This is a genomic window from Mycolicibacterium psychrotolerans (assembly GCF_010729305.1).
Taxonomy (GTDB): domain Bacteria; phylum Actinomycetota; class Actinomycetes; order Mycobacteriales; family Mycobacteriaceae; genus Mycobacterium; species Mycobacterium psychrotolerans.
Window position 1 is genome coordinate 2,436,468 of sequence record NZ_AP022574.1, and the last position, 17,849, is coordinate 2,454,316.

The window sequence follows — 17,849 nt, forward strand, 5'->3', positions numbered from 1 at the left end:
TGCGCGTCCCGGGACTTGTCGGCGGCCCGCAATAGACTTCCCGCAACGACGACGCCGACGACGGAAAGGACGGTCATCCGATGCGATTTCTGCACACCGCCGACTGGCAGCTCGGCATGACCCGGCACTTCCTCAGCGGCGAGGCCCAGCCCCGGTACTCGGCGGCCCGGCGCGGCGCGGTCACCGCCCTGGGGCCGCTCGCCACCGACACCGGCGCCGAGTTCGTGGTGGTCGCCGGGGACGTCTTCGAGCACAACCAGCTCGCCCCGCGGGAGGTCAGCCAGTCGCTCGAGGCGATGCGCGGCATCGGCGTGCCGGTGTACCTGCTGCCCGGCAACCACGACCCGCTCGACGCCGCCTCGGTCTACACCAGTGCGCTGTTCACCGCTGAGCGCCCGGACAACGTGATCGTCCTCGACCGGCCGGGCGTGCATCAGGTGCGCCCCGGGCTGGAGCTGGTCGCGGCACCGTGGTCGTCGAAGTTCCCGACCATCGATCTGGTCGCCCAGGTACTCGACGGTCTGCCCGCCGACGGGGTGACCCGCATCGTGGTCGGGCACGGCGCGGTCGACATCCTGGTGCCCGACAAGGATCGGGCGTCGCTCATCGGGCTGTCCGCACTGGAGGCGGCGCTGGCCCGCGGCGCGGTGCACTATGTCGCGTTGGGCGACAAGCATTCTGTGTTGAACGTCGGATCCTCGGGCCGGGTGTGGTACTCCGGTGCGCCGGAGGTGACGAACTTCGACGACGTCGAACCGGATCCGGGCAACGTGCTGGTCGTCGACATCGACGAGGCGGACCCTCGCCGGCAGGTGCGGGTCGATCCGCGCCGGGTCGGCACCTGGCGGTTCCTGTCGCTGCGCCACGGCGTGGACAACAGCCGCGACGTGGCCGATCTCGACATCAATCTCGACCTGATGCCGGACAAGGAACGCACGGTGATCCGGCTCGGGCTGACCGGGTCACTGACCGTCACCGACAAGGCAGCGCTCGATGTCTGCCTGGACCGCTACGCCCGCGTGTTCGCCGCTCTGGTGCCGTGGGACAGGCAGACCGACATCGCGGTGATGCCCGCCGATGGGGAGTTCGACGACCTCGGTATCGGCGGGTTCGCCGCCGCCGCGGTCGACGAGCTGGTCGCCACTGCGCGCTCGTCGGGAGACGACGCCGAGGACGCCCGCGCGGCGTTGGCCCTGCTGCTGCGCCTGACCGAGGGGGGAGCAGCGTGAAGCTGCACCGGTTGACGCTGACCAACTATCGCGGAATCACCCACCGGGACATCTGCTTCCCCGACAGCGGCGTCATCGTGGTCAGCGGCGCCAATGAGATCGGCAAGTCGTCGATGCTCGAAGCGCTGGATCTGCTGCTGGAGTCGAAGGACCGCTCGACCAAGAAGGACGTCAAGCAGGTCAAGCCCACCCACGCCGACGTCGGCGCCGAGGTGACGGCCGAGATCTCCACGGGCCCCTACCGTTTCGTGTATCGCAAGCGTTTCCACAAGAAGCCGGAAACGGAACTGACGGTGCTCGCGCCCCGTCGTGAGCAGCTCACCGGCGACGAGGCGCACGAACGGGTCCGCGCGATTCTCGCCGAGACCGTCGACCTCGACCTCTGGCAGGCGCAGCGGGTCATCCAGTCGGCGTCGACGTCGGCGACCGACCTGTCCGGGTGCAACGCGCTGTCCCGGGCCCTGGACGTGGTCGCCGGCGAGGTCGACGCGACGCCCGTCGCCGGCGCAGGGCCGGTCGACACGCTGCTGGTCGACCGCATCGATGAGGAGTATCGGCGCTATTTCACCGCGACCGGGCGGCCCACCGGCGAGTGGCTGACGGCCACCACCCGCCTGCGCAGCGCGGACGAGGACGTGGCCCGCTGCGCCGCGGCGATCGCCGAGGTCGACGACGCCGTGCGCCGGCACGCGACGCTCACCCGTGACCTGAACGCGCTGGCAGCTGAAAAGGTCGCTGCCGCAGCATCTCTGACGGCAGTGCGCGCCGCAGCCGAGGCGATCGCCGTCCTCACCGGAGAGCTCGCGCAGGCCAGAGTGCGCGCGGGGGCGGCGGAATCCACGCATGCCGCGTCGCTGGCAACCCTCACCGAGCGGCGGCGTACCCGGGCCGAGATCGACGAGCGCACCGCGACCGTCACCCGCCTGCAGCAGGAGGCCCAGACCGCCGCCGACGATGCCGACACCGCGCGCGAGATGCGGGTGAGCGCCGACGAGACCGCGCAGCAGGCCCGGACGCTGCTCGAGGCCTGCAAGCAGCGCGTCGACGCGGCGCACGCCGCGGTGGCACTGCTGGCCGACCGGGAGGAAGCCGACCGCCTCGCCGCGCGGATCGCCACCATCGAGCGGCATCAACGCGAACTCGACGCCGCAACACGGGATTTGGCGAAGATCACGCTCACCGCCGAGCTGATGTCGACCATCGAGAAGGCGGCGGCCGCGGTCGACCGGGCCGCGTCGGCCGTCGACCTGACCTCGGCCCGCATCGAGATGACCGCGGCCACCGACGTGGATGTCGCGGTCGACGGCGAGGCGGTGACGCTGCAGCCCGGCCAGCGCTGGTCGGCGGCGGTGACCGGCGCGACGGAGCTCGACATCCCGGGTGTGCTGACCGTGCGGGTGGTGGCCGGCGCCACCGCCAGCAGCACCCAGGCGGCACTGGACCGCGCGACCGAGACGCTGGGCGCCGCGCTGCGCGAGGCCGGGGTGCCCGACCTCGACGCCGCCCGGGCGCTCGACGCCCGACGGCAGGAACTGCAGGCGGCAGGCAGGCAGGTACGGGCGATTCTGGCGGCGCTGTCCACCGACGATTCGCTCGATGCGCTCCGGACGCGGCTGGCCGACGTGCGGGGCCGGCTGCCGGCCGAGGACGGCCTGTTCGACGCCACCACGGCCGCGGTGCAGGATCCCGCCGCGCAGCGTCGTGAGCTGATCGAGGCCACCGCGGCACACCAGCAGGCCCTGCGTGACTGCGAGACCCACGCCAAGGTCGCCGAGGCTGCCGCCACGCTGGTGACCGAACGGGAGCTGCGCGCCGCCCGCGTCAAGGAGAAGCTCGCCGTCGTGGCCGAGGAACTGGCCGCCGCGGGGCACCGTCTGGCCGAGGCCCGCGCCACGGTCGCCGACGACCAGCTGGCCGTCACGACCCAAGCCGACGCCGACGCGGCGACGGCGGCGGCGGCAGAGGTGGCCCGGCTGACCGAGGAGCTGGCCCGCCACGCCCCCGAGGAGGTCGCCGCGCGCCTCGACGAGGCCGAGCGTGTGGCCGCGAGTGCCGTCGCGCGGCACGACGAGGCCGCCGAAGCCCTGCGCGAGGTCGCCGCGCAGCTGAAGGTCTTCGGCACCGAGGGGCGCAAGGGAAGGCTCGATGCCGCCGAGACCGAACGGGAGCGGGCCCACGCCGACTACGGGCGGGTGCAGCGCCGGGCCCGCGCCGCGCAGCTGCTGCGGACGGTGATGGGCCGGCACCGAGACGCCATGCGGTCGCGCTATGTCGATCCGTTCCGCACCGAGGTGGAACGCTTGGGCCGCATCGTCTTCGGGGAGACCTTCGAAGTCGACGTGGACAGTGAGCTGCGTATCGGCCACCGCACCCTGTCAGGGCGAACGGTCCCGTATGACTCGCTGTCCGGTGGCGCCAAGGAACAGCTGGGCATCGTCGCCCGGCTGGCGGGGGCCACGCTGGTCGCCAAGGAGGACAGCGTGCCGGTGGTGATCGACGACGCGCTCGGCTTCACCGACGCCGAGCGGCTGACCCGGATGGCCGAGGTGTTCGACGCGGTGGCCGGTGACGGGCAGGTGATCATCCTGACCTGCAGCCCGCAGCGCTACGCCGGGGTGCAGACCGCGCGCCACATCGAACTGGTCACGTAGCCGCGCGGCTAGACTTCGCGGTCGTGGATGCCGACTACGTGGTGGTGGGGACGGGTTCGGCCGGCGCGGTGGTGGCCAACCGGCTCAGTGCCGATCCGTCCGTCCGCGTGGTGGTGCTCGAAGCAGGCAAGCGTGACCGCGACCCCTTCGTGCACATCCCGGCCGGCTTCTCGAAGCTGATGCGCGGTCCGCTGGACTGGGACTACCTGACCGAACCGCAGCAGGGGCTGGCCGGTCGGCGGGTGTACTGGCCGCGCGGCAAGGTGCTCGGCGGGTCGTCGTCGATGAACGCGATGATGTGGGTGCCCGGCTTCGCGGCCGACTACGACGCATGGGGCGAACAGGCGGGTCCGTCGTGGGACTTCGCCCACCTCGAGCCGTATCTGCAGCAGGTGCAGGCCGGCCCGCTCGTCATCTCCGAACAGCGCAGCCCCCGCGCCTCGACCGCCGCGTGGCTGACCGCCGTGCGCGAGTGCGGGCACCGCGTCGAGGAGCCGACGTCAGCGCAGCCCCAAGGCTTTTGCCAGACCAAGGTCACTCAGCGGCGCGGCGCACGGTGGAGCAGTGCCGACGCCTACCTGAAACCCGTTCGCCGGCGTAAGAACCTCACCGTGCTCACCGAAGCGACCGCGACCCGGGTCGTGTTCGCCGGGGACCGCGCGATCGGAGTCGAGTTCGACGGCAAGGGCGGGCGCACCGTCGTCACCGCGCGCCGCGAGGTGGTGCTGTGCGCCGGGGCGATCAACACGCCGCAATTGTTGATGCTCTCCGGTGTCGGCGACCACGACCAGCTCGCCCGCCACGGCATCACCACGGTGGCGCACCGGCCGGCGGTTGGCGCGAATCTGCTCGACCACCTCGTCGTCCCGCTGGGCTTCGACGTGCCGTACGACACGCTGTTCGCCGCCGAGAAGCCGCTGGAGCTGCTCAACTATCTGCTGCGCCGCCGCGGCATGCTCACCTCGAACGTCGGTGAGGCGTACGGCTTCGTCAAGAGCCGTCCCGAGCTCGAGCTACCCGACCTCGAGCTGATCTTCGCTCCCGCACCGTTTTTCGACGAGGCCATCGGCGATCCCTACCTCAACCACGCCGTCGTCATGGGGCCCATCCTGCTCACCCCGGCCAGCAGCGGCGTGATCGCGCTGCGCTCAGCGGACCCGTACGACAAGCCGCTGATCGATCCCCGCTATCTGAGCGATTACGCCGGGGCCGACCGCGAGGCGTTGATGTCGGGCCTGCGGATGTGCGCCGACATCGCCAGGTCCCCGGCGCTGCGCGGCACCATCGGCCGGATCGCCCGCCCGCTCAACGCGACCGAGCTCGACGACGACACGCTGGCGCGGGCGCTGGAGACGGTGTCGCACACCCTGTACCACCCCGTCGGCACCTGCCGCATGGGCACCGACGAGGCCAGCGTCGTCGATCCGGAACTGCGGGTGCGCGGTGTGCGCGCCCTGCGGGTGGCCGACGCATCGGTGATGCCGACGCTGATCCGCGGCCACACCCATGCGCCGACCACGGTCGTCGGTGAGAAGGCCGCCGATCTGATCCGCTCAGCTCACTGACTGCAGGCGCTGCGGCGCGTCGAACGTCACCGGTGGAAGGCCGAGGTGGTCGCGCAACGTGTTTCCGGTGTACTCGGTGCGGAAGAGCCCGCGCCGCTGTAGCTCCGGGACGACGGCGTCGACGAAATCGTTGAAGGTGCCCGGGGTTTGGGCCGCCGACACCATGAAGCCGTCGGCCTCACCGGCCCGGAAAGACTCCTCGATCTGGTCGGCCACCTGGCCGGCGGTGCCCACGAACTGTGGCAGCAGCACGCCCTGGGCGTACCAGTTCCCGATGTCGCGCAAGGTGAGGTTGTCCCGGTTGGCGACCCGTCGCGCGGTGTCGAACAGTCCCTGCGTGCCGCTGACGGTGACGTCTTCGACCGGGGCGTCGAGGTCGTAGACCGAGAAGTCGTGGTCGGTGTGCACCGACAGTGTGATGAGCCCGGAGATCGGGTCGGCCAGTTCGTTGTGGAACGCCTGTTTCTCGCGGGCGATCGACTCGGTCTCGCCGATGAAGGGGATGAACGCCGGGAAGATCAGCACCGAGTCGGGGTCGCGGCCGACGTCGGAGGCGCGGGACTTGATGTCGTCGTAGTAGGCGCGCCGGCCTTCCGGCGTCGGGTCGATCTCGAAGATCGCCTCCGCCCACCTCGCGGCGAAGTCCCTGCCCGTCGCGGAGGAGCCGGCCTGGATCAGCACCGGGCGGCCCTGCGGTGAGTGCGGAACGTTGAGCGGTCCGCGGGTGCGGAAGTACTCGCCGTCGTGGTCGACGCGGCGGATGCGCGTGGGGTCGGCGAACACGCCGGACTCCTTGTCGAGCACCAGCGCGTCGGGGTCCCAGCTGGACCACAGGTCCAGTGCGGTCCGGACGAATTCATCGGCGCGCTGGTAGCGGTACTCGTGGGCGAGATGGTCGTCGTGGCCGAAGTTCTGCGCTTCGCTCTGCGTCAATGAGGTCACGATGTTCCACGCCACCCGGCCCGCGGTGATGTGGTCGAGGCTGGCGAAGATGCGCGCCAATTCATAAGGGTGGAAGTAGGTGGCCGACTTGGTGATCGCGACCCCGAGCTTGGAGGTGACCGCCCCGATGCTGGCCGCCACGATCGAGGGGTCCAGGGTCGCGGTGGCCTGCGTTCCGCGTCGCAGCGGTTCGGTGATGTCGTCGCCGTAGCGCACCGGCGCGGCCAGCAGGTCGGCGAAGAACACGAAGTCGAACTTGCCGCGTTCCAGGATGCGTCCGATCCGGTGGTAGTAGTCCGGTGTGGTGAAGCGGGTGTCGCTGGCGGGATGACGCCAGGCGGCATGGGAGTGGGTGACCTGCGAGGCGATCTGAAATCCGCCGAGGTGCAGTTGTCGAGTCATGGTGGCTCCGATCAGAAGTAGGCGTTGGCGGGCAGGGCGGTGCCGTGCAGAAGGTTCTGGCCGATCGCCCGCGCCTTGAGCCCCACCGGGTTGTGCAGCGTGATGGTGCGGATGTTGCGCCAGTGCCGGTCGAGGTTGCGTGTTCTGCTCGACGCGCTCGCCCCGCCCAGCTCGAGCAGCCGCGTCGCCGCCTCGGGCGCCACCGCGTCGAGGTGCACCTTGACCTTGGCGACCTTGAGCTGCGCCTCGGTCGCCAGCTCGGCGTCGGGCACCCCGGTGGCGGCCTGGGAGTCGGTGGCGGCACCGATGGCTGCGGCGGCGTCCAGCACGGCCGCGCGGGCGATGAACGCGGTGCTCGCGATCTCGCCGAGCTGGCGCTGCAGCAGCGGATCCTCGGTGGGCCGTTCGGTGACGGCGTGACTGAAACTGCGCTCCCGGGAGCGCAACAGTGCCACGCCGTCGTCGACCACCGACTCGAGGATCCCGGCGACCACGGCGTGGATGAACAGCTGCAGCGACGCGTACTGCACCGTCGGCTCGGCTTCGGCGTCGTACGGCGTGTCGGTGAGCAGCTCGCCGGGAGCCACCGTCACATCGCTGAACACCGTGGTGCCGGTGCCCGTGCGGCGCTGCCCGAAGCCGTCCCAGTCGTCGATCAGCCGCACGCCGGCCCGGTCGGCGGGCACCACGACGGTGGCCACCGAGTCGTGGTCGGTGGTGGCCGCGACAGTCAGGTAGTCGGAGAACAGGGTGCCGGTGCTGTAGAACTTCTCCCCGTCGAGCCGGTACCCGCCGTCGGCGGGCAGCAACCGGGTGTTGAACACCAGGCTGCCGACCGCGTTGGCGCCTTTCTCGCTGAACGCGTTGCCGAACGTCTTGCCCTCGACCACCTTGGCCAGCCACGCCTGCGAGGTGGGCTTCTCGGCGGTGCGCAGCCTCTCCTCGACGAACCAGAAATGGGTCCGGAAGATGTGCGCCACAATCGGATCCGCGCGCGCGACGTCGACGACAGCGGAGAACAGTTGCGGCACAGACAGTCCCGGCCCACCGAAGCGGGCGGGCAGCCGCAGCGCACCGAAGCCGGCCCGCTTGAGTGCGCTCACCTGGTCAAAGGGGTTCTCGTCATTGCGATCTCGATCGCTGGCGCCGGCGCCGATCTCGGTGAGCAGGGCCGCGAAGCCGGCGGAATCGGGAAGCAGTGCGTGTGCGTGGTCCACGGAGGTCATGGGGTCAATGTGTACCGGCGGGCCGCTGCGCAGCGCACGGCTTTGGATCAGCCCGAACCGAACCGGTGCCGGCGTGACCGACCTGCGCAGACGGGGCACAATGGGGCTCGATGACGATGAACGCCAAGCGTCGCCGCGCGCACGCCAAGCTCGCCGCGCTGCCCGGTGTCCGGCCGGTGCGCCGACCGTTCGGGACCGGCGCGGCCACCGGCGGTGACGACGAGTTCGACGTGTACTACGTGCGGACCGGCCGCAAGTCGGCCCACCCGCTGCTGGTCATCCCGGGTGGCCCCGGCGCCGCCTCGGTTGCGCTGTACCGGGCGTTCCGGCGGCGCGCCGCGGTCGCGGGCCTCGACGTGATCATGGTCGAGCACCGCGGCGTCGGCCTGTCCCGGCACGACGACCGGGGCGCCGACCTGCCGCCCGAGGCGCTGACCGTGCGGGCCGTGGTCGACGACCTCGCCGCCGTGCTCGATGACGCCCAGGTCGACAAGGCCATCGTCTACGGCGCCTCGTACGGCACCTACCTGGCCGCCGGGTTGGGCAAATCGCACCCGTCGCGGGTGCACGCGATGGTGCTGGACTCGCCGCTGCTGTCGTGCGCCGACATCGCCGAGGTGCGGGCGATGACCCGCCGCGTGCTGTGGGACGGGACGGTGCCCGGAACCGCGGACCTGGCCGCCAAGGTGCGCCGCCTCGTCGGCGACGGCGTGGTCAGCTCCAAGGACGTCCAGCTGATCGGCGACATGTACGGAGTCGCCGGACCGGAGGTGCTGTGCCGGCAGCTGAACCTGCTGCTGGCCGGTCACGACTGGTTGTGGGCGGCCGTCGGGTTCGGGGCGCGCAACCTGCTCGAACGCAAGACCCCGTACCAGCACGAGCCCGACCTGGTGGAACGCATCGCCTACCGCGAGCTGAACTACGGCGCCGAACCCGACGGCAAACCCCTGGACCCGGCCGTCGCGTTGCGCGAGATGGCAAGCGGTGACGTCGACTTCGAGGCCGAGCCCTACGATCTCGCCTCGGCGATGCCGGGCTTCGCCTGGCCCACCGCCGTTCTCACGGGCGGCCGCGACCTCACCACTCCGCCGGCGGTCGCGCACCGGGTCACGGACCTGATCCCCGGCTCGGTGCTCGTCGACCTGCCGACGGCAGGGCACAGCATGCTCGACACCCGCGAACACGCGGCGCTGCAGGTGTGCCGGGCCGTCGTCGCCGGGCAGATCGACGAACTACCCTCGCGCGCCGCCGAACTCGACGCGTTGCCCGCCAATCTGAGCGTGCGCCTGCTGGTGGCAGCGATCCGGCTGGCCGCCAGTGCCGAGGGCAAGGTGCCCGACGCGGTACCGCGAGTGGTGCGCCAGGTCAGCCCTTCATGAAGCCGATCGCCGTGTAGTTGAGGTCGCCGATGCCGGCCGGGCCGAAGTTGGCCAGCGTGCTGCGCACCGCGACGTTGCCCGGCGCCTGGAACAGCGGCAGGCTGAAGACTTCCTGCCAGAGCATGGTGTCGACCTCGTTGGCCAGCGTGCGGGCCTTGGTCTGATCCAGCTCGGAGAGGGTCTGCTCGATCTTCGCGTCGATCTCCGGGTTGCCGATCTTGCCGTAGTTGCTCTCGCCCTGTGACGCGTAGATCTGCGTGAGTCCTGACAACGGGAACGCGTCGCCGCCCCAGGCGAATTGAACGAGGTCGAAGTTGCCGGGCGTGACGAAGTCGGGGAACAGCTTGCCGCCTGCGGCGGCGACGAGCTGCAGGTCGACGCCGATCTGCTGAAGGTTGTTCTGAGCGATCCTGCCGATCTGTCCGGTGCTCACGCTGTCGTAGAACACGTTGCGCACCGTCAGCCGGCGGCCGTCCTTCTCGCGGAACTGGCCGTTGAGCCGCCAGCCCAGCGCGTCGAGTTCCCGCTTGGCCGCCTCGGGATCGAACGCGATGCCGTTGTCCTGGTAGCCCTCCTGGCCCGCCACGAAGATGTGGTTGTTCAGCGGCACCGGCTTGTCCACGAGGCCGTTCTGGGCGACGGTGACGATGCCCTGCCGGTCGATGCCCTTGGCGATCGCCCTCCGCAGCGCCGGGTCGGCGAGGATCGAGCCGGGCGCACCGTTGAACGTCAGGTGGTACCAGCTCGCCGAGGGGGCCCGCCGGATCGCGATGCCGGGTGTGCCGCGGGCTGTCGTCAGTTCGGGGAGCGAGGCCAGGCCGGTGGCGTCGAGTGCGTTGTTCTGCAGCGCGGGGATCCGGGCCGCGTCGTCGAGCACGCTGTAGCTGATCGAATCCAGCAGTGGGGGCGTTCCCCACCACTTCGGGTTGCGCCCCAGCGTGATGCGTTGCGCCACCCGGTCGATGTTCGTGATGATGAACGGGCCGGCCGACGGTGGCGGGGCGTCCCGGAACCCGGTGTTGAAGGCCTCGGGCGTGCCCGTCATCTCCTTCGGGAAGAGCATGCCGTTGCCGGCGAACAGACCCTTCCAGTCGGCATAGTGCTTGGCGAACGTGACGACGGCCTGCCGGTCGTCGACACCCTTGGTGACCGACCCGACCCGGTCGGCGCCGTTCGGCGAGGCGAACAGGAACCTCTTGTCCCTGCCGCTGGTCGCTGTCACCTGGGCGGCGAGATCCTCCCACGTCACCGGCCTGCCGTTGCTCCACACCGCCTTCGGATTGATCGTGTAGGTGACGACCTGGGGTTCGGTGCTCGTCAGCTCGACGTTGGTGAAGAAGTCGCTGTTGACGGTCATCTCGCCGTTGGGCTTGATGAAGTACGCGCGGGGCATCATCGCCTTGTAGATCGCGCCGATCTCGCCGAGGTTGCCGTCGATGTGCAGGTTGTTGAAGTTGGCGGGGAACCCGGTGAGTGCAAGTCGAAGGTTGCCACCCTGCCGCAGCGTCGCGGGGTCCTGCGGGTTGATGTCGGCGGACGCGCCGAGCTCGGCATTTCCCCCGGCCGAGGGCGTCTCGGTGTTCGAGCCGGAACAGCCCGTCAGGACCAGGGCGACGGTCAGGCCGACGCCGATCAGTCGCAGAAGCAGAGTCATGCGGACAGACTCTAACCGGGATCGGGCTGCGGCCGGGGGACTGCCGCGAGCAACCGCCGCGTGTACTCGTCGCGGGGGTCGCCGAACACCGCCTCGTTGCTGCCCTGCTCGACGATCCGGCCCCGGTGCATCACCGCGACGTCGTGGGCGAGGTGCTTGACCACGGACAGGTCGTGGGAGACGAACAGGTAGGCCAGGCCGAACCGGTCCTGCAGGTCGAGCAGCAGGTTGATGATGCCGGCCTGGATGGACACGTCCAGCGCCGACACCGGTTCGTCGAGCGCCAGGATCTTCGGCTGCAGGGCCAACGCGCGGGCGATGCCGATGCGCTGCTTCTGCCCACCGGAGAACTCGGCCGGGTAGCGGCCGGCGTCCTCGCGGCGCAACCCCACCAGGGTGAGCAACTCCGCCACTCGCGCCTCGGTGGTGGCTTTGTCGGATCCGTTGGCCTGCAAAGGTTCTGCGAGGACGTCGAACACCGGCAGTCGCGGATCCAGCGACGCGACGGGATCCTGGAACACCACCTGGAGGTCGCCCCGCAGGGCTCGGCGGCCGGTGCGGTCCAGTGTGGCGACGTCGGCGCCGAGCACCTCGATGCTGCCCTTCTGCGGCGCGGACAGTCCCAGGATCTGGTGCAGCGTGGTCGATTTGCCCGATCCGGACTCGCCGACGATGCCCAGGGTCCGGCCCTGCCGCAACGTCAGGTCGACGCCGTCGACCGCACGCACCTCGCCGGTCCGGCGGCGCAGCACCACACCCTTGGTCAGCGGGAAGGTCTTCACCAGGTCGCGCACCGCCAGCACGACGGGCCGCTCGCCGGTGTCGTCGGCGGCGGATCCCGGTGCGGTGGACACGCCGTAGATGTCGGCCGCGCTGCGACCGGCGACGTCCTCGTGCCGGATGCAGGCGACCCGGTGCGCGGGGCCGACGGATTCCAGCGCAGGCTCGGCCGTGCTGCACTCCTCGACGGCCAGCGGGCAGCGCGGCGTGAACGGACAGCCGCTGGGCAGCGCAGCCGGCGACGGGGGAGCGCCGGGGATCGGCACCAGCCGCGCGCCCTGCGGCGCGTCCAGGCGCGGGACCGAGCCGAGAAGGCCTGCTGTATAAGGCATCCGGCGCTGGCTGTAGAGGTCGGCGACGGGCGCCGTCTCGACCGCCCGGCCTGCGTACATCACCAGCGCCCGGTCGGCGAACTCCGCGACGACGCCGAGGTCGTGGGTGATGATCAGCACGCCCGCGCCGGTGACGTCGCGCGCGGTGCGCAGCACGTCGAGGATCTGGGCCTGCACGGTGACGTCCAGCGCGGTCGTCGGCTCGTCGCAGATCAGCAGATCCGGATCGTTGGCGATGGCGATGGCGATCACCACCCGTTGGCGTTCCCCGCCGGAGAGCTCGTGCGGGAACGCCCGGGCCCGCTGCGCCGGCTGGGAGATGCCGACCAGTTCGAGCAGTTCGACGGCGCGGGTGCGGGCCGCGCCACGGCTGACGTCGCGATGATGGACGCGGATCGCCTCGGCGATCTGGTCGCCGACGGTGTAGACCGGCGTCAGCGACGACATCGGATCCTGGAAGACGGTGCCGATCCTGGCGCCGCGCACCCGCGACATCTCGGCGTCCGACCCGGTGAGCAGTTCCTGACCGTGTAACCGCACCGACCCGGACACCTCGGCGTACTCGGGCAGCAGCCCGACGACGGCCATCGCACCCGCCGATTTGCCCGCACCGGATTCGCCGACCAGGGCGACCACTTCGCCGGAGGCGACGTCGTAGTCCAGGCCGCGTACCGCGGCCACCCGTTCGGTGTCGGTGGGGAACGTGACGGTCAGCCCGCGCACCTCGAGCAGGCTCATCGGCGTGCCCCCCGCCGCCGGGCCGGCCGCATCCCCGGGTCGAGCGCGTCGCGCAGCCCGTCCCCGATCAGGTTGGCGCACAGCACGATCAGCACCAGCACACCGGCGGGGAACAGGAACACCCACGGGAACGTCGTCACCGAACCCGTGCCGGCGGCGATCAAGGTGCCCAGCGACACGTCGGGCGGCTGCACCCCGAAACCGAGGAAACTGAGCCCGGTTTCGGCGAGGATCGCGACCCCGACGTTCAGCGTGGTGTCGATGATCAGGATGGACGCGACATTCGGCACGATGTGGCGGGCGATGATCCGCGGGTTGCTCACCCCCATATACCGTGCGGCGGCCACGAATTCGCGGTCCCGCAGGCTCATCGTCATCCCGCGGACCATGCGCGAGCTGATCATCCAGCTGAACGCGGCGAGAAGCACGATGAGCCAGATGACGGTGCCGCTGCCCCTGGTGCTCGGCGTGACGATCGCGATCAGGATGAAGCCCGGCACGACGAGCAGCAGGTCGACGAACCACATCAGCACCGTGTCGCGCCAGCCGCCGAAGTATCCGGCGACCGCGCCCACCGTCGCGGCGACCAGCGTGGAGATCACCGCCACGCAGACGCCGATGATCAGCGATTTCTGCATACCCCGCAGGGTTTGGGCGAGCAGATCCTGGCCGAGTGCGTTGGTGCCGAACCAGTGCTGGGGCGACGGCGGCTGCTGCAACGCGTAGTAGTCGAGGTCGGTGTAGGAGTAGGGCAGCAGCGGGGGCAGCGCCCAGCACCCGACGAACAGCACCACCAGCACCACCACCGACACCATCGCAGGCCGGTTGGCGCGGAAACGGCGCCACACCAGCGTGCGTCGGGTCACGAACTCCGGCGCGGTCACGAGACACGCACCCGCGGGTCGAGGGCGGCGTAGATGACGTCGGACAGCAGCCCGCCGAGAAGGATCGTCGTGCCGGAGAAAACGGTGAACGCGACGACGATATTGGTGTCCTGGGCCGCGATGCCCTGGACGAACCACTCGCCCATGCCGTGCCAGCCGAAGATCTTCTCGACGAACACGGCGCCCGTGACCAGACCGCTGATGCCGTAGGCGAACAGCGTCGCCATCGGGATCAGCGCGGTGCGCAACCCGTGTTTGAACAGCGCCTGACGACGGGTCAACCCCTTGGCCCGGGCGGTGCGGATGAAATCCTGGCCCAGCACGTCGAGCATCGCGTTGCGCTGATAGCGGCTGAAGCCGGCGATCGAGGCCAGCGCCAGCGTGGCGGTCGGCAGCACCAGGTGCTGCAGCCGGTCGACGAACTGGTTCCATCCGCCTCCGACCGCGTCCGACGACGTCTCACCGGTGTATTCGAACAGCTGCACACCGAGCACCGAGTTGACCTTCAGCGCACCGAGGATCAGCAGGTTGGCCACCACGAACGTGGGGGCGCTGATCACCAGCAGAGAGAGCACGGTGATCACGCGGTCGGACAACCGGTACTGCCGGACCGCGCCCCAGGCGCCGACCACCACGCCGATGATCGTGCCGAGCACCGAGCCGATCACGACGAGCCGCAGGCTCACCCCGACACGCCGCCACAGCTCGTCGGTGACGGGCTGGCCGGTGACGGTGGTGCCGAAGTCGCCGCGGACCGCGCCGGACACCCACTGCGCGTACCGCAGCGGGATCGGCTGATCGAGGCCGAGTTCGGCGGCCTTGGCGTCGATCACCGCCTGGGGCGGCCGCGGGTTGCGCTCGAGCAGGCTGTCGAGGGGGTGGAAGGTCAGCGACGTCAGGCAGAACGCCAGGAACGACGCCAGCCCCAGCAGCACCAGATAGTTGAGCAGCCGACGCGCGAGGAAGCGGGTCATCCGGCGGGTCCGCCTCGGGGCTGCATGCGGACAGGTTAGGAGATGTGTCCGCCGGTCAGCGCGTCGATGCCCGTCAACGCGGCGCGGCGGCCCCCATCGGACCCATGCCGGCGGGCAGGCCGGGAGCCTCCCGGGGGTCGAGGATCTCAGTGATCCGGACGGCGCCGCCCTCGCCGTCGCGGACTGCGCGGATCGTCACCTGGTCGTCGACGGCAGGCGCGCGCAGCCCGGCGCCGATCGCATACTGCTGGCTGAAGCCGTCGGCGCTGCGCACCGTCACCGATGCCGGCGACACCGCCGTCACCGTGCCGGTCTGGATCACCAGCGTGGTGTAACCGCCACCGGTGGCAGGCACCACGAACTGGCCGTGCAGCGCCGGACCCCGTGTCTCGGCGGCCCCACCCTGACCGTCGGGCGGCCCGCCCGGCGGGCCGAACGCGTGGCTGCCCATGGGCCCCGCGCCGTGCGCCGACTGCCCTGTCGCCGCGTAGATCGCGGCGCCGCCAAGGCCGGCGATCACCGCCGCGATCCCCACCGCCACCGCGGTCTCCCGTGCTCCCCATCGGCGCGGCGCAGGGTGCGGTGCGCCCCAGACGGCGTCGTCGAACGTCACGTGATCAGCACTCATGCTCCCCACGATGACGGTCCGAGATGTGTGCGCGCTGTGAGCGGGGTTTCACAGCCCGCACATAGGAACGGCACAGTCGGCACCTAGTGCGCGCGCCCATAATGGGGCGGTGGCCAACCCCTCCGACACCGGGACGACCGGGACCACCGGGGCCGACGCCGCCCGGGTGGCGATGCGCCGAGCCGACGGCAGCCCCGTGCACGTGCTCGTCGTCGACGACGAACCGGTGCTGGCCGAACTCGTCTCGATGGCGCTGCGCTACGAAGGGTGGGAGATCTCGACAGCCGGCGACGGCGCCACGGCCATCGCACTGGCGAAGGACAACCCGCCCGACGTCGTCGTGCTCGACGTGATGCTGCCCGACATGAGCGGTCTGGACGTGCTGCACCAGCTGCGCCGCCAGATTCCCGGTCTGCCCCTGCTGCTGCTCACCGCCAAGGACTCCGTCGAGGACCGCATCGCCGGGCTGACCGCGGGCGGCGACGACTACGTCACCAAACCGTTCAGCATCGAAGAGGTGGTGTTGCGGCTGCGGGCGCTGCTGCGCCGCACCGGGGTGAGCACCGAGACCGGCGGGGCCACCATCGTCGTCGGCGACCTCGTGCTCGACGAGGACAGCCACGAGGTGACCCGCGCCGGCGAGGTCATCACGCTGACCGCGACGGAGTTCGAACTGCTGCGGTTCATGATGCGCAACGCCAAGCGCGTGCTGAGCAAGGCCCAGATTCTCGACCGGGTGTGGAGCTACGACTTCGGCGGACGGTCCAACATCGTCGAGCTGTACGTGTCCTATCTGCGCAAGAAGATCGACAGCGGCCGCGAGCCGATGATCCACACGCTGCGCGGTGCCGGGTATGTCCTCAAGCCCGCGCGCTGAGCGGTCGCGCCTGAGCGTGATCAGCTCGCCGCGCAGCTGGTCGCTGCGCGCCCGGCTGCTCGTCACACAGGTGGTCCTGCTGGCCGTGGTGTGCGCAGGCATCGGCCTCGCGACCGAGTTCGCGCTGCAACGGTTCCTGATGAACCAGCTCGACGAACAGGTGGTCGAGGCGGGCAGACGCTCGTCGGTGATCTTCGAGTTCGGGCCGCCCCCACCGCCGGGTGCGGGACCGCCCGACATGATGCCGGCTCCGCCGCCGCCCCGGCCGCCGCGCCGCGTGATGATCCGCGACAAGGAAGGTCCCGGCCCGGAGTTCCTCAACGCGCCCGGGCAGGCCATCTTGACCGTCGGCGCCGTCGTCGCGGGCGGGCGGGTGCTCGACGCCGGGATGATCACCACCGACGGCGCCCGGGCCGCGATCCCCGCCGCGGCGGCTGCACAACTCGCCGCGCTGCCGGCCGACGAGCGGCCCGTCACGGTCGACCTCGACGGCCTGGGCCGCTACCGGGTGGTGAGCTTTCCCGCGCATCATCCCGGCCAGTCCGTCGTCGCCGGGCTGCCCACCAGCGACGTCGACGACACCATGCTGTGGGTCGCGGCGATCTTCTGCATTGTCGCCGTGGTCGCGCTGGTCGGCGCCGGCACCGCCGGCATGGTGATCATCCGCCGCCAGCTCGCCCCGCTGGCCCGCGTATCGGCCGCCGCTCAGCAGGTCGCCGACCTGGAACTCGACCGCGGCGAGGTGCGGTTGCCCACCCCGATCGTCAGGGTCGACCCCGCCGCGGCGAACACCGAGATCGGGCAGCTGGGCTCCGCGCTGAACCGGATGCTCGACCGGATCGCCGGGGCACTGTCGGCGCGGCACGCCAGCGAGACGCGGGTGCGTCAGTTCGTCGCCGATGCCAGCCACGAACTGCGCACACCGCTGGCCGCGATCCGCGGCTACACCGAACTGGCGCAGCGCAAGCACGATGAGCTGCCCGACGACGTCGCCCACGCGATGAGCCGTGTCGAGTCGGAGACCGAGCGGATGACCCGGCTGGTGGAGGACATGCTGCTGCTGGCCCGGCTGGACACCGGCCGCCCGCTCGAGCGGGGACCCGTCGACCTCACCCGCCTGGTCGTCGACACCGTCAGCGACGCGCACATCGCCGGCCCCGACCACACCTGGGAGCTGGACCTGCCCGACGAGCCGGTCGCCGTGCCCGGCGACGAGGCGCGGCTGCACCAGGTGCTGGCCAATCTGCTGGCCAACGCCCGCACGCACACCCCGCCGGGCACCTCGGTGACGACCTCGCTGACCATCGACGACCGCGGTGACGCCGTTCTGACCGTCCTCGACGACGGTCCGGGCATTCCGGTCTGGCTGCAGCCGGAGGTGTTCGAGCGGTTCGCGCGCGGGGACTCGTCGCGGTCCCGGCGGGGCGGCAGCACCGGGCTGGGCCTGGCGATCGTCGCGGCCGTGGTGCGCGCGCACGGAGGCACGATCGTCGTGCACAGTGTGCCCGGCCGGACCGAGTTCGTGGTCACGCTGCCCGGTGATTCACAGCCAAGGCACAGCGGGGGCCCATCAGACGCCTAGCGGGGC

At 70.8% G+C, this 17,849-nt stretch carries 13 protein-coding genes; 6 read left to right on the forward strand and 7 right to left on the reverse strand.

Annotated elements, in window-relative coordinates:
- Positions 1–80: 80 nt before the first annotated feature.
- Genes G6N45_RS12090 through G6N45_RS12100 form a run of 3 tightly spaced genes read left to right on the forward strand, consistent with a single transcriptional unit; the run spans position 81 to position 5,445 of the window.
- Positions 81–1,229, forward strand: a complete 1,149-nt coding sequence (locus G6N45_RS12090; protein WP_163722558.1) for a metallophosphoesterase family protein — start codon at positions 81–83, stop codon at positions 1,227–1,229.
- Positions 1,226–3,880 (forward strand): AAA family ATPase, encoded by a 2,655-nt coding sequence (locus tag G6N45_RS12095; protein ID WP_163722559.1) that lies wholly within the window; start codon positions 1,226–1,228, stop codon positions 3,878–3,880. Before G6N45_RS12090 ends, G6N45_RS12095 begins: the two co-directional genes overlap by 4 nt.
- Before the next feature lie 23 nt (positions 3,881–3,903).
- The gene (locus G6N45_RS12100; protein WP_163722560.1) at positions 3,904–5,445 is read left to right on the forward strand and encodes a GMC family oxidoreductase; all 1,542 of its coding nucleotides are present in this window, start codon (positions 3,904–3,906) and stop codon (positions 5,443–5,445) included.
- Here G6N45_RS12100 and G6N45_RS12105 read toward each other — a convergent pair.
- Together G6N45_RS12105 and G6N45_RS12110 are read right to left on the reverse strand one after the other, a co-directional pair.
- Positions 5,434–6,789, reverse strand: coding sequence for an LLM class flavin-dependent oxidoreductase (locus tag G6N45_RS12105; protein WP_163722561.1), 1,356 nt, complete (start codon positions 6,787–6,789; stop codon positions 5,434–5,436). The two genes, G6N45_RS12100 and G6N45_RS12105, sit on opposite strands and share 12 nt — an antisense overlap.
- A gap of 11 nt (positions 6,790–6,800) precedes the next feature.
- Positions 6,801–8,015, reverse strand: coding sequence for an acyl-CoA dehydrogenase family protein (locus G6N45_RS12110; protein WP_163722562.1), 1,215 nt, complete (start codon positions 8,013–8,015; stop codon positions 6,801–6,803).
- Positions 8,016–8,125: 110 nt separating this feature from the next.
- Between G6N45_RS12110 and G6N45_RS12115 the strand changes: the two genes are divergently transcribed.
- On the forward strand, positions 8,126–9,394 hold the full coding sequence (locus G6N45_RS12115; RefSeq protein WP_163722563.1) for an alpha/beta hydrolase: 1,269 nt from the start codon (positions 8,126–8,128) through the stop codon (positions 9,392–9,394).
- On the opposite strand, the gene G6N45_RS12120 is transcribed toward G6N45_RS12115, so the two are convergent.
- From G6N45_RS12120 to G6N45_RS12140, 5 genes are all read right to left on the reverse strand, one after another.
- Positions 9,381–11,048: an oligopeptide ABC transporter substrate-binding protein OppA gene (locus G6N45_RS12120; RefSeq protein WP_163722564.1), complete on the reverse strand. Its 1,668-nt coding sequence runs from the start codon at positions 11,046–11,048 to the stop codon at positions 9,381–9,383. The genes G6N45_RS12115 and G6N45_RS12120 overlap by 14 nt on opposite strands.
- A gap of 11 nt (positions 11,049–11,059) precedes the next feature.
- Positions 11,060–12,898 (reverse strand): oligopeptide ABC transporter ATP-binding protein OppD, encoded by a 1,839-nt coding sequence (locus G6N45_RS12125; protein ID WP_163722565.1) that lies wholly within the window; start codon positions 12,896–12,898, stop codon positions 11,060–11,062.
- The gene (locus G6N45_RS12130) at positions 12,895–13,782 is read right to left on the reverse strand and encodes an oligopeptide ABC transporter permease OppC (protein ID WP_163722566.1); all 888 of its coding nucleotides are present in this window, start codon (positions 13,780–13,782) and stop codon (positions 12,895–12,897) included. The genes G6N45_RS12125 and G6N45_RS12130 overlap by 4 nt, the downstream gene beginning before the upstream one ends.
- Positions 13,779–14,756 carry an oligopeptide ABC transporter permease OppB gene (locus tag G6N45_RS12135; protein WP_163722567.1) on the reverse strand — a complete coding sequence of 326 codons (978 nt, stop codon included), beginning with the start codon at positions 14,754–14,756 and terminating at the stop codon, positions 13,779–13,781. Before G6N45_RS12135 ends, G6N45_RS12130 begins: the two co-directional genes overlap by 4 nt.
- A 73-nt stretch (positions 14,757–14,829) precedes the next feature.
- Positions 14,830–15,384, reverse strand: coding sequence for a hypothetical protein (locus tag G6N45_RS12140; protein ID WP_246228963.1), 555 nt, complete (start codon positions 15,382–15,384; stop codon positions 14,830–14,832).
- A 172-nt stretch (positions 15,385–15,556) separates the two neighbouring features.
- On the opposite strand from G6N45_RS12140, the gene G6N45_RS12145 reads away from it, so the two are divergent.
- On the forward strand, positions 15,557–16,261 hold the full coding sequence (locus tag G6N45_RS12145) for a response regulator transcription factor (RefSeq protein WP_057148184.1): 705 nt from the start codon (positions 15,557–15,559) through the stop codon (positions 16,259–16,261).
- Positions 16,239–17,843 (forward strand): sensor histidine kinase, encoded by a 1,605-nt coding sequence (locus tag G6N45_RS12150; RefSeq protein ID WP_163722568.1) that lies wholly within the window; start codon positions 16,239–16,241, stop codon positions 17,841–17,843. The genes G6N45_RS12145 and G6N45_RS12150 overlap by 23 nt, the downstream gene beginning before the upstream one ends.
- Positions 17,844–17,849 lie beyond the last annotated feature (6 nt).

Coding starts and splice junctions, on each gene's coding strand:
- G6N45_RS12090 (WP_163722558.1), top strand. CDS start 81: ATGCGATTTCTGCACACCGCCGACTGGCAGCTCGGCATGACCCGGCAC.
- G6N45_RS12110 (WP_163722562.1), bottom strand. CDS start 8,015: ATGACCTCCGTGGACCACGCACACGCACTGCTTCCCGATTCCGCCGGC.
- G6N45_RS12115 (WP_163722563.1), top strand. CDS start 8,126: ATGACGATGAACGCCAAGCGTCGCCGCGCGCACGCCAAGCTCGCCGCG.
- G6N45_RS12120 (WP_163722564.1), bottom strand. CDS start 11,048: ATGACTCTGCTTCTGCGACTGATCGGCGTCGGCCTGACCGTCGCCCTG.
- G6N45_RS12125 (WP_163722565.1), bottom strand. CDS start 12,898: ATGAGCCTGCTCGAGGTGCGCGGGCTGACCGTCACGTTCCCCACCGAC.
- G6N45_RS12140 (WP_246228963.1), bottom strand. CDS start 15,384: ATGAGTGCTGATCACGTGACGTTCGACGACGCCGTCTGGGGCGCACCG.
- G6N45_RS12145 (WP_057148184.1), top strand. CDS start 15,557: ATGCGCCGAGCCGACGGCAGCCCCGTGCACGTGCTCGTCGTCGACGAC.
- G6N45_RS12135 (WP_163722567.1), bottom strand. CDS start 14,756: ATGACCCGCTTCCTCGCGCGTCGGCTGCTCAACTATCTGGTGCTGCTG.
- G6N45_RS12150 (WP_163722568.1), top strand. CDS start 16,239: ATGTCCTCAAGCCCGCGCGCTGAGCGGTCGCGCCTGAGCGTGATCAGC.
- G6N45_RS12105 (WP_163722561.1), bottom strand. CDS start 6,789: ATGACTCGACAACTGCACCTCGGCGGATTTCAGATCGCCTCGCAGGTC.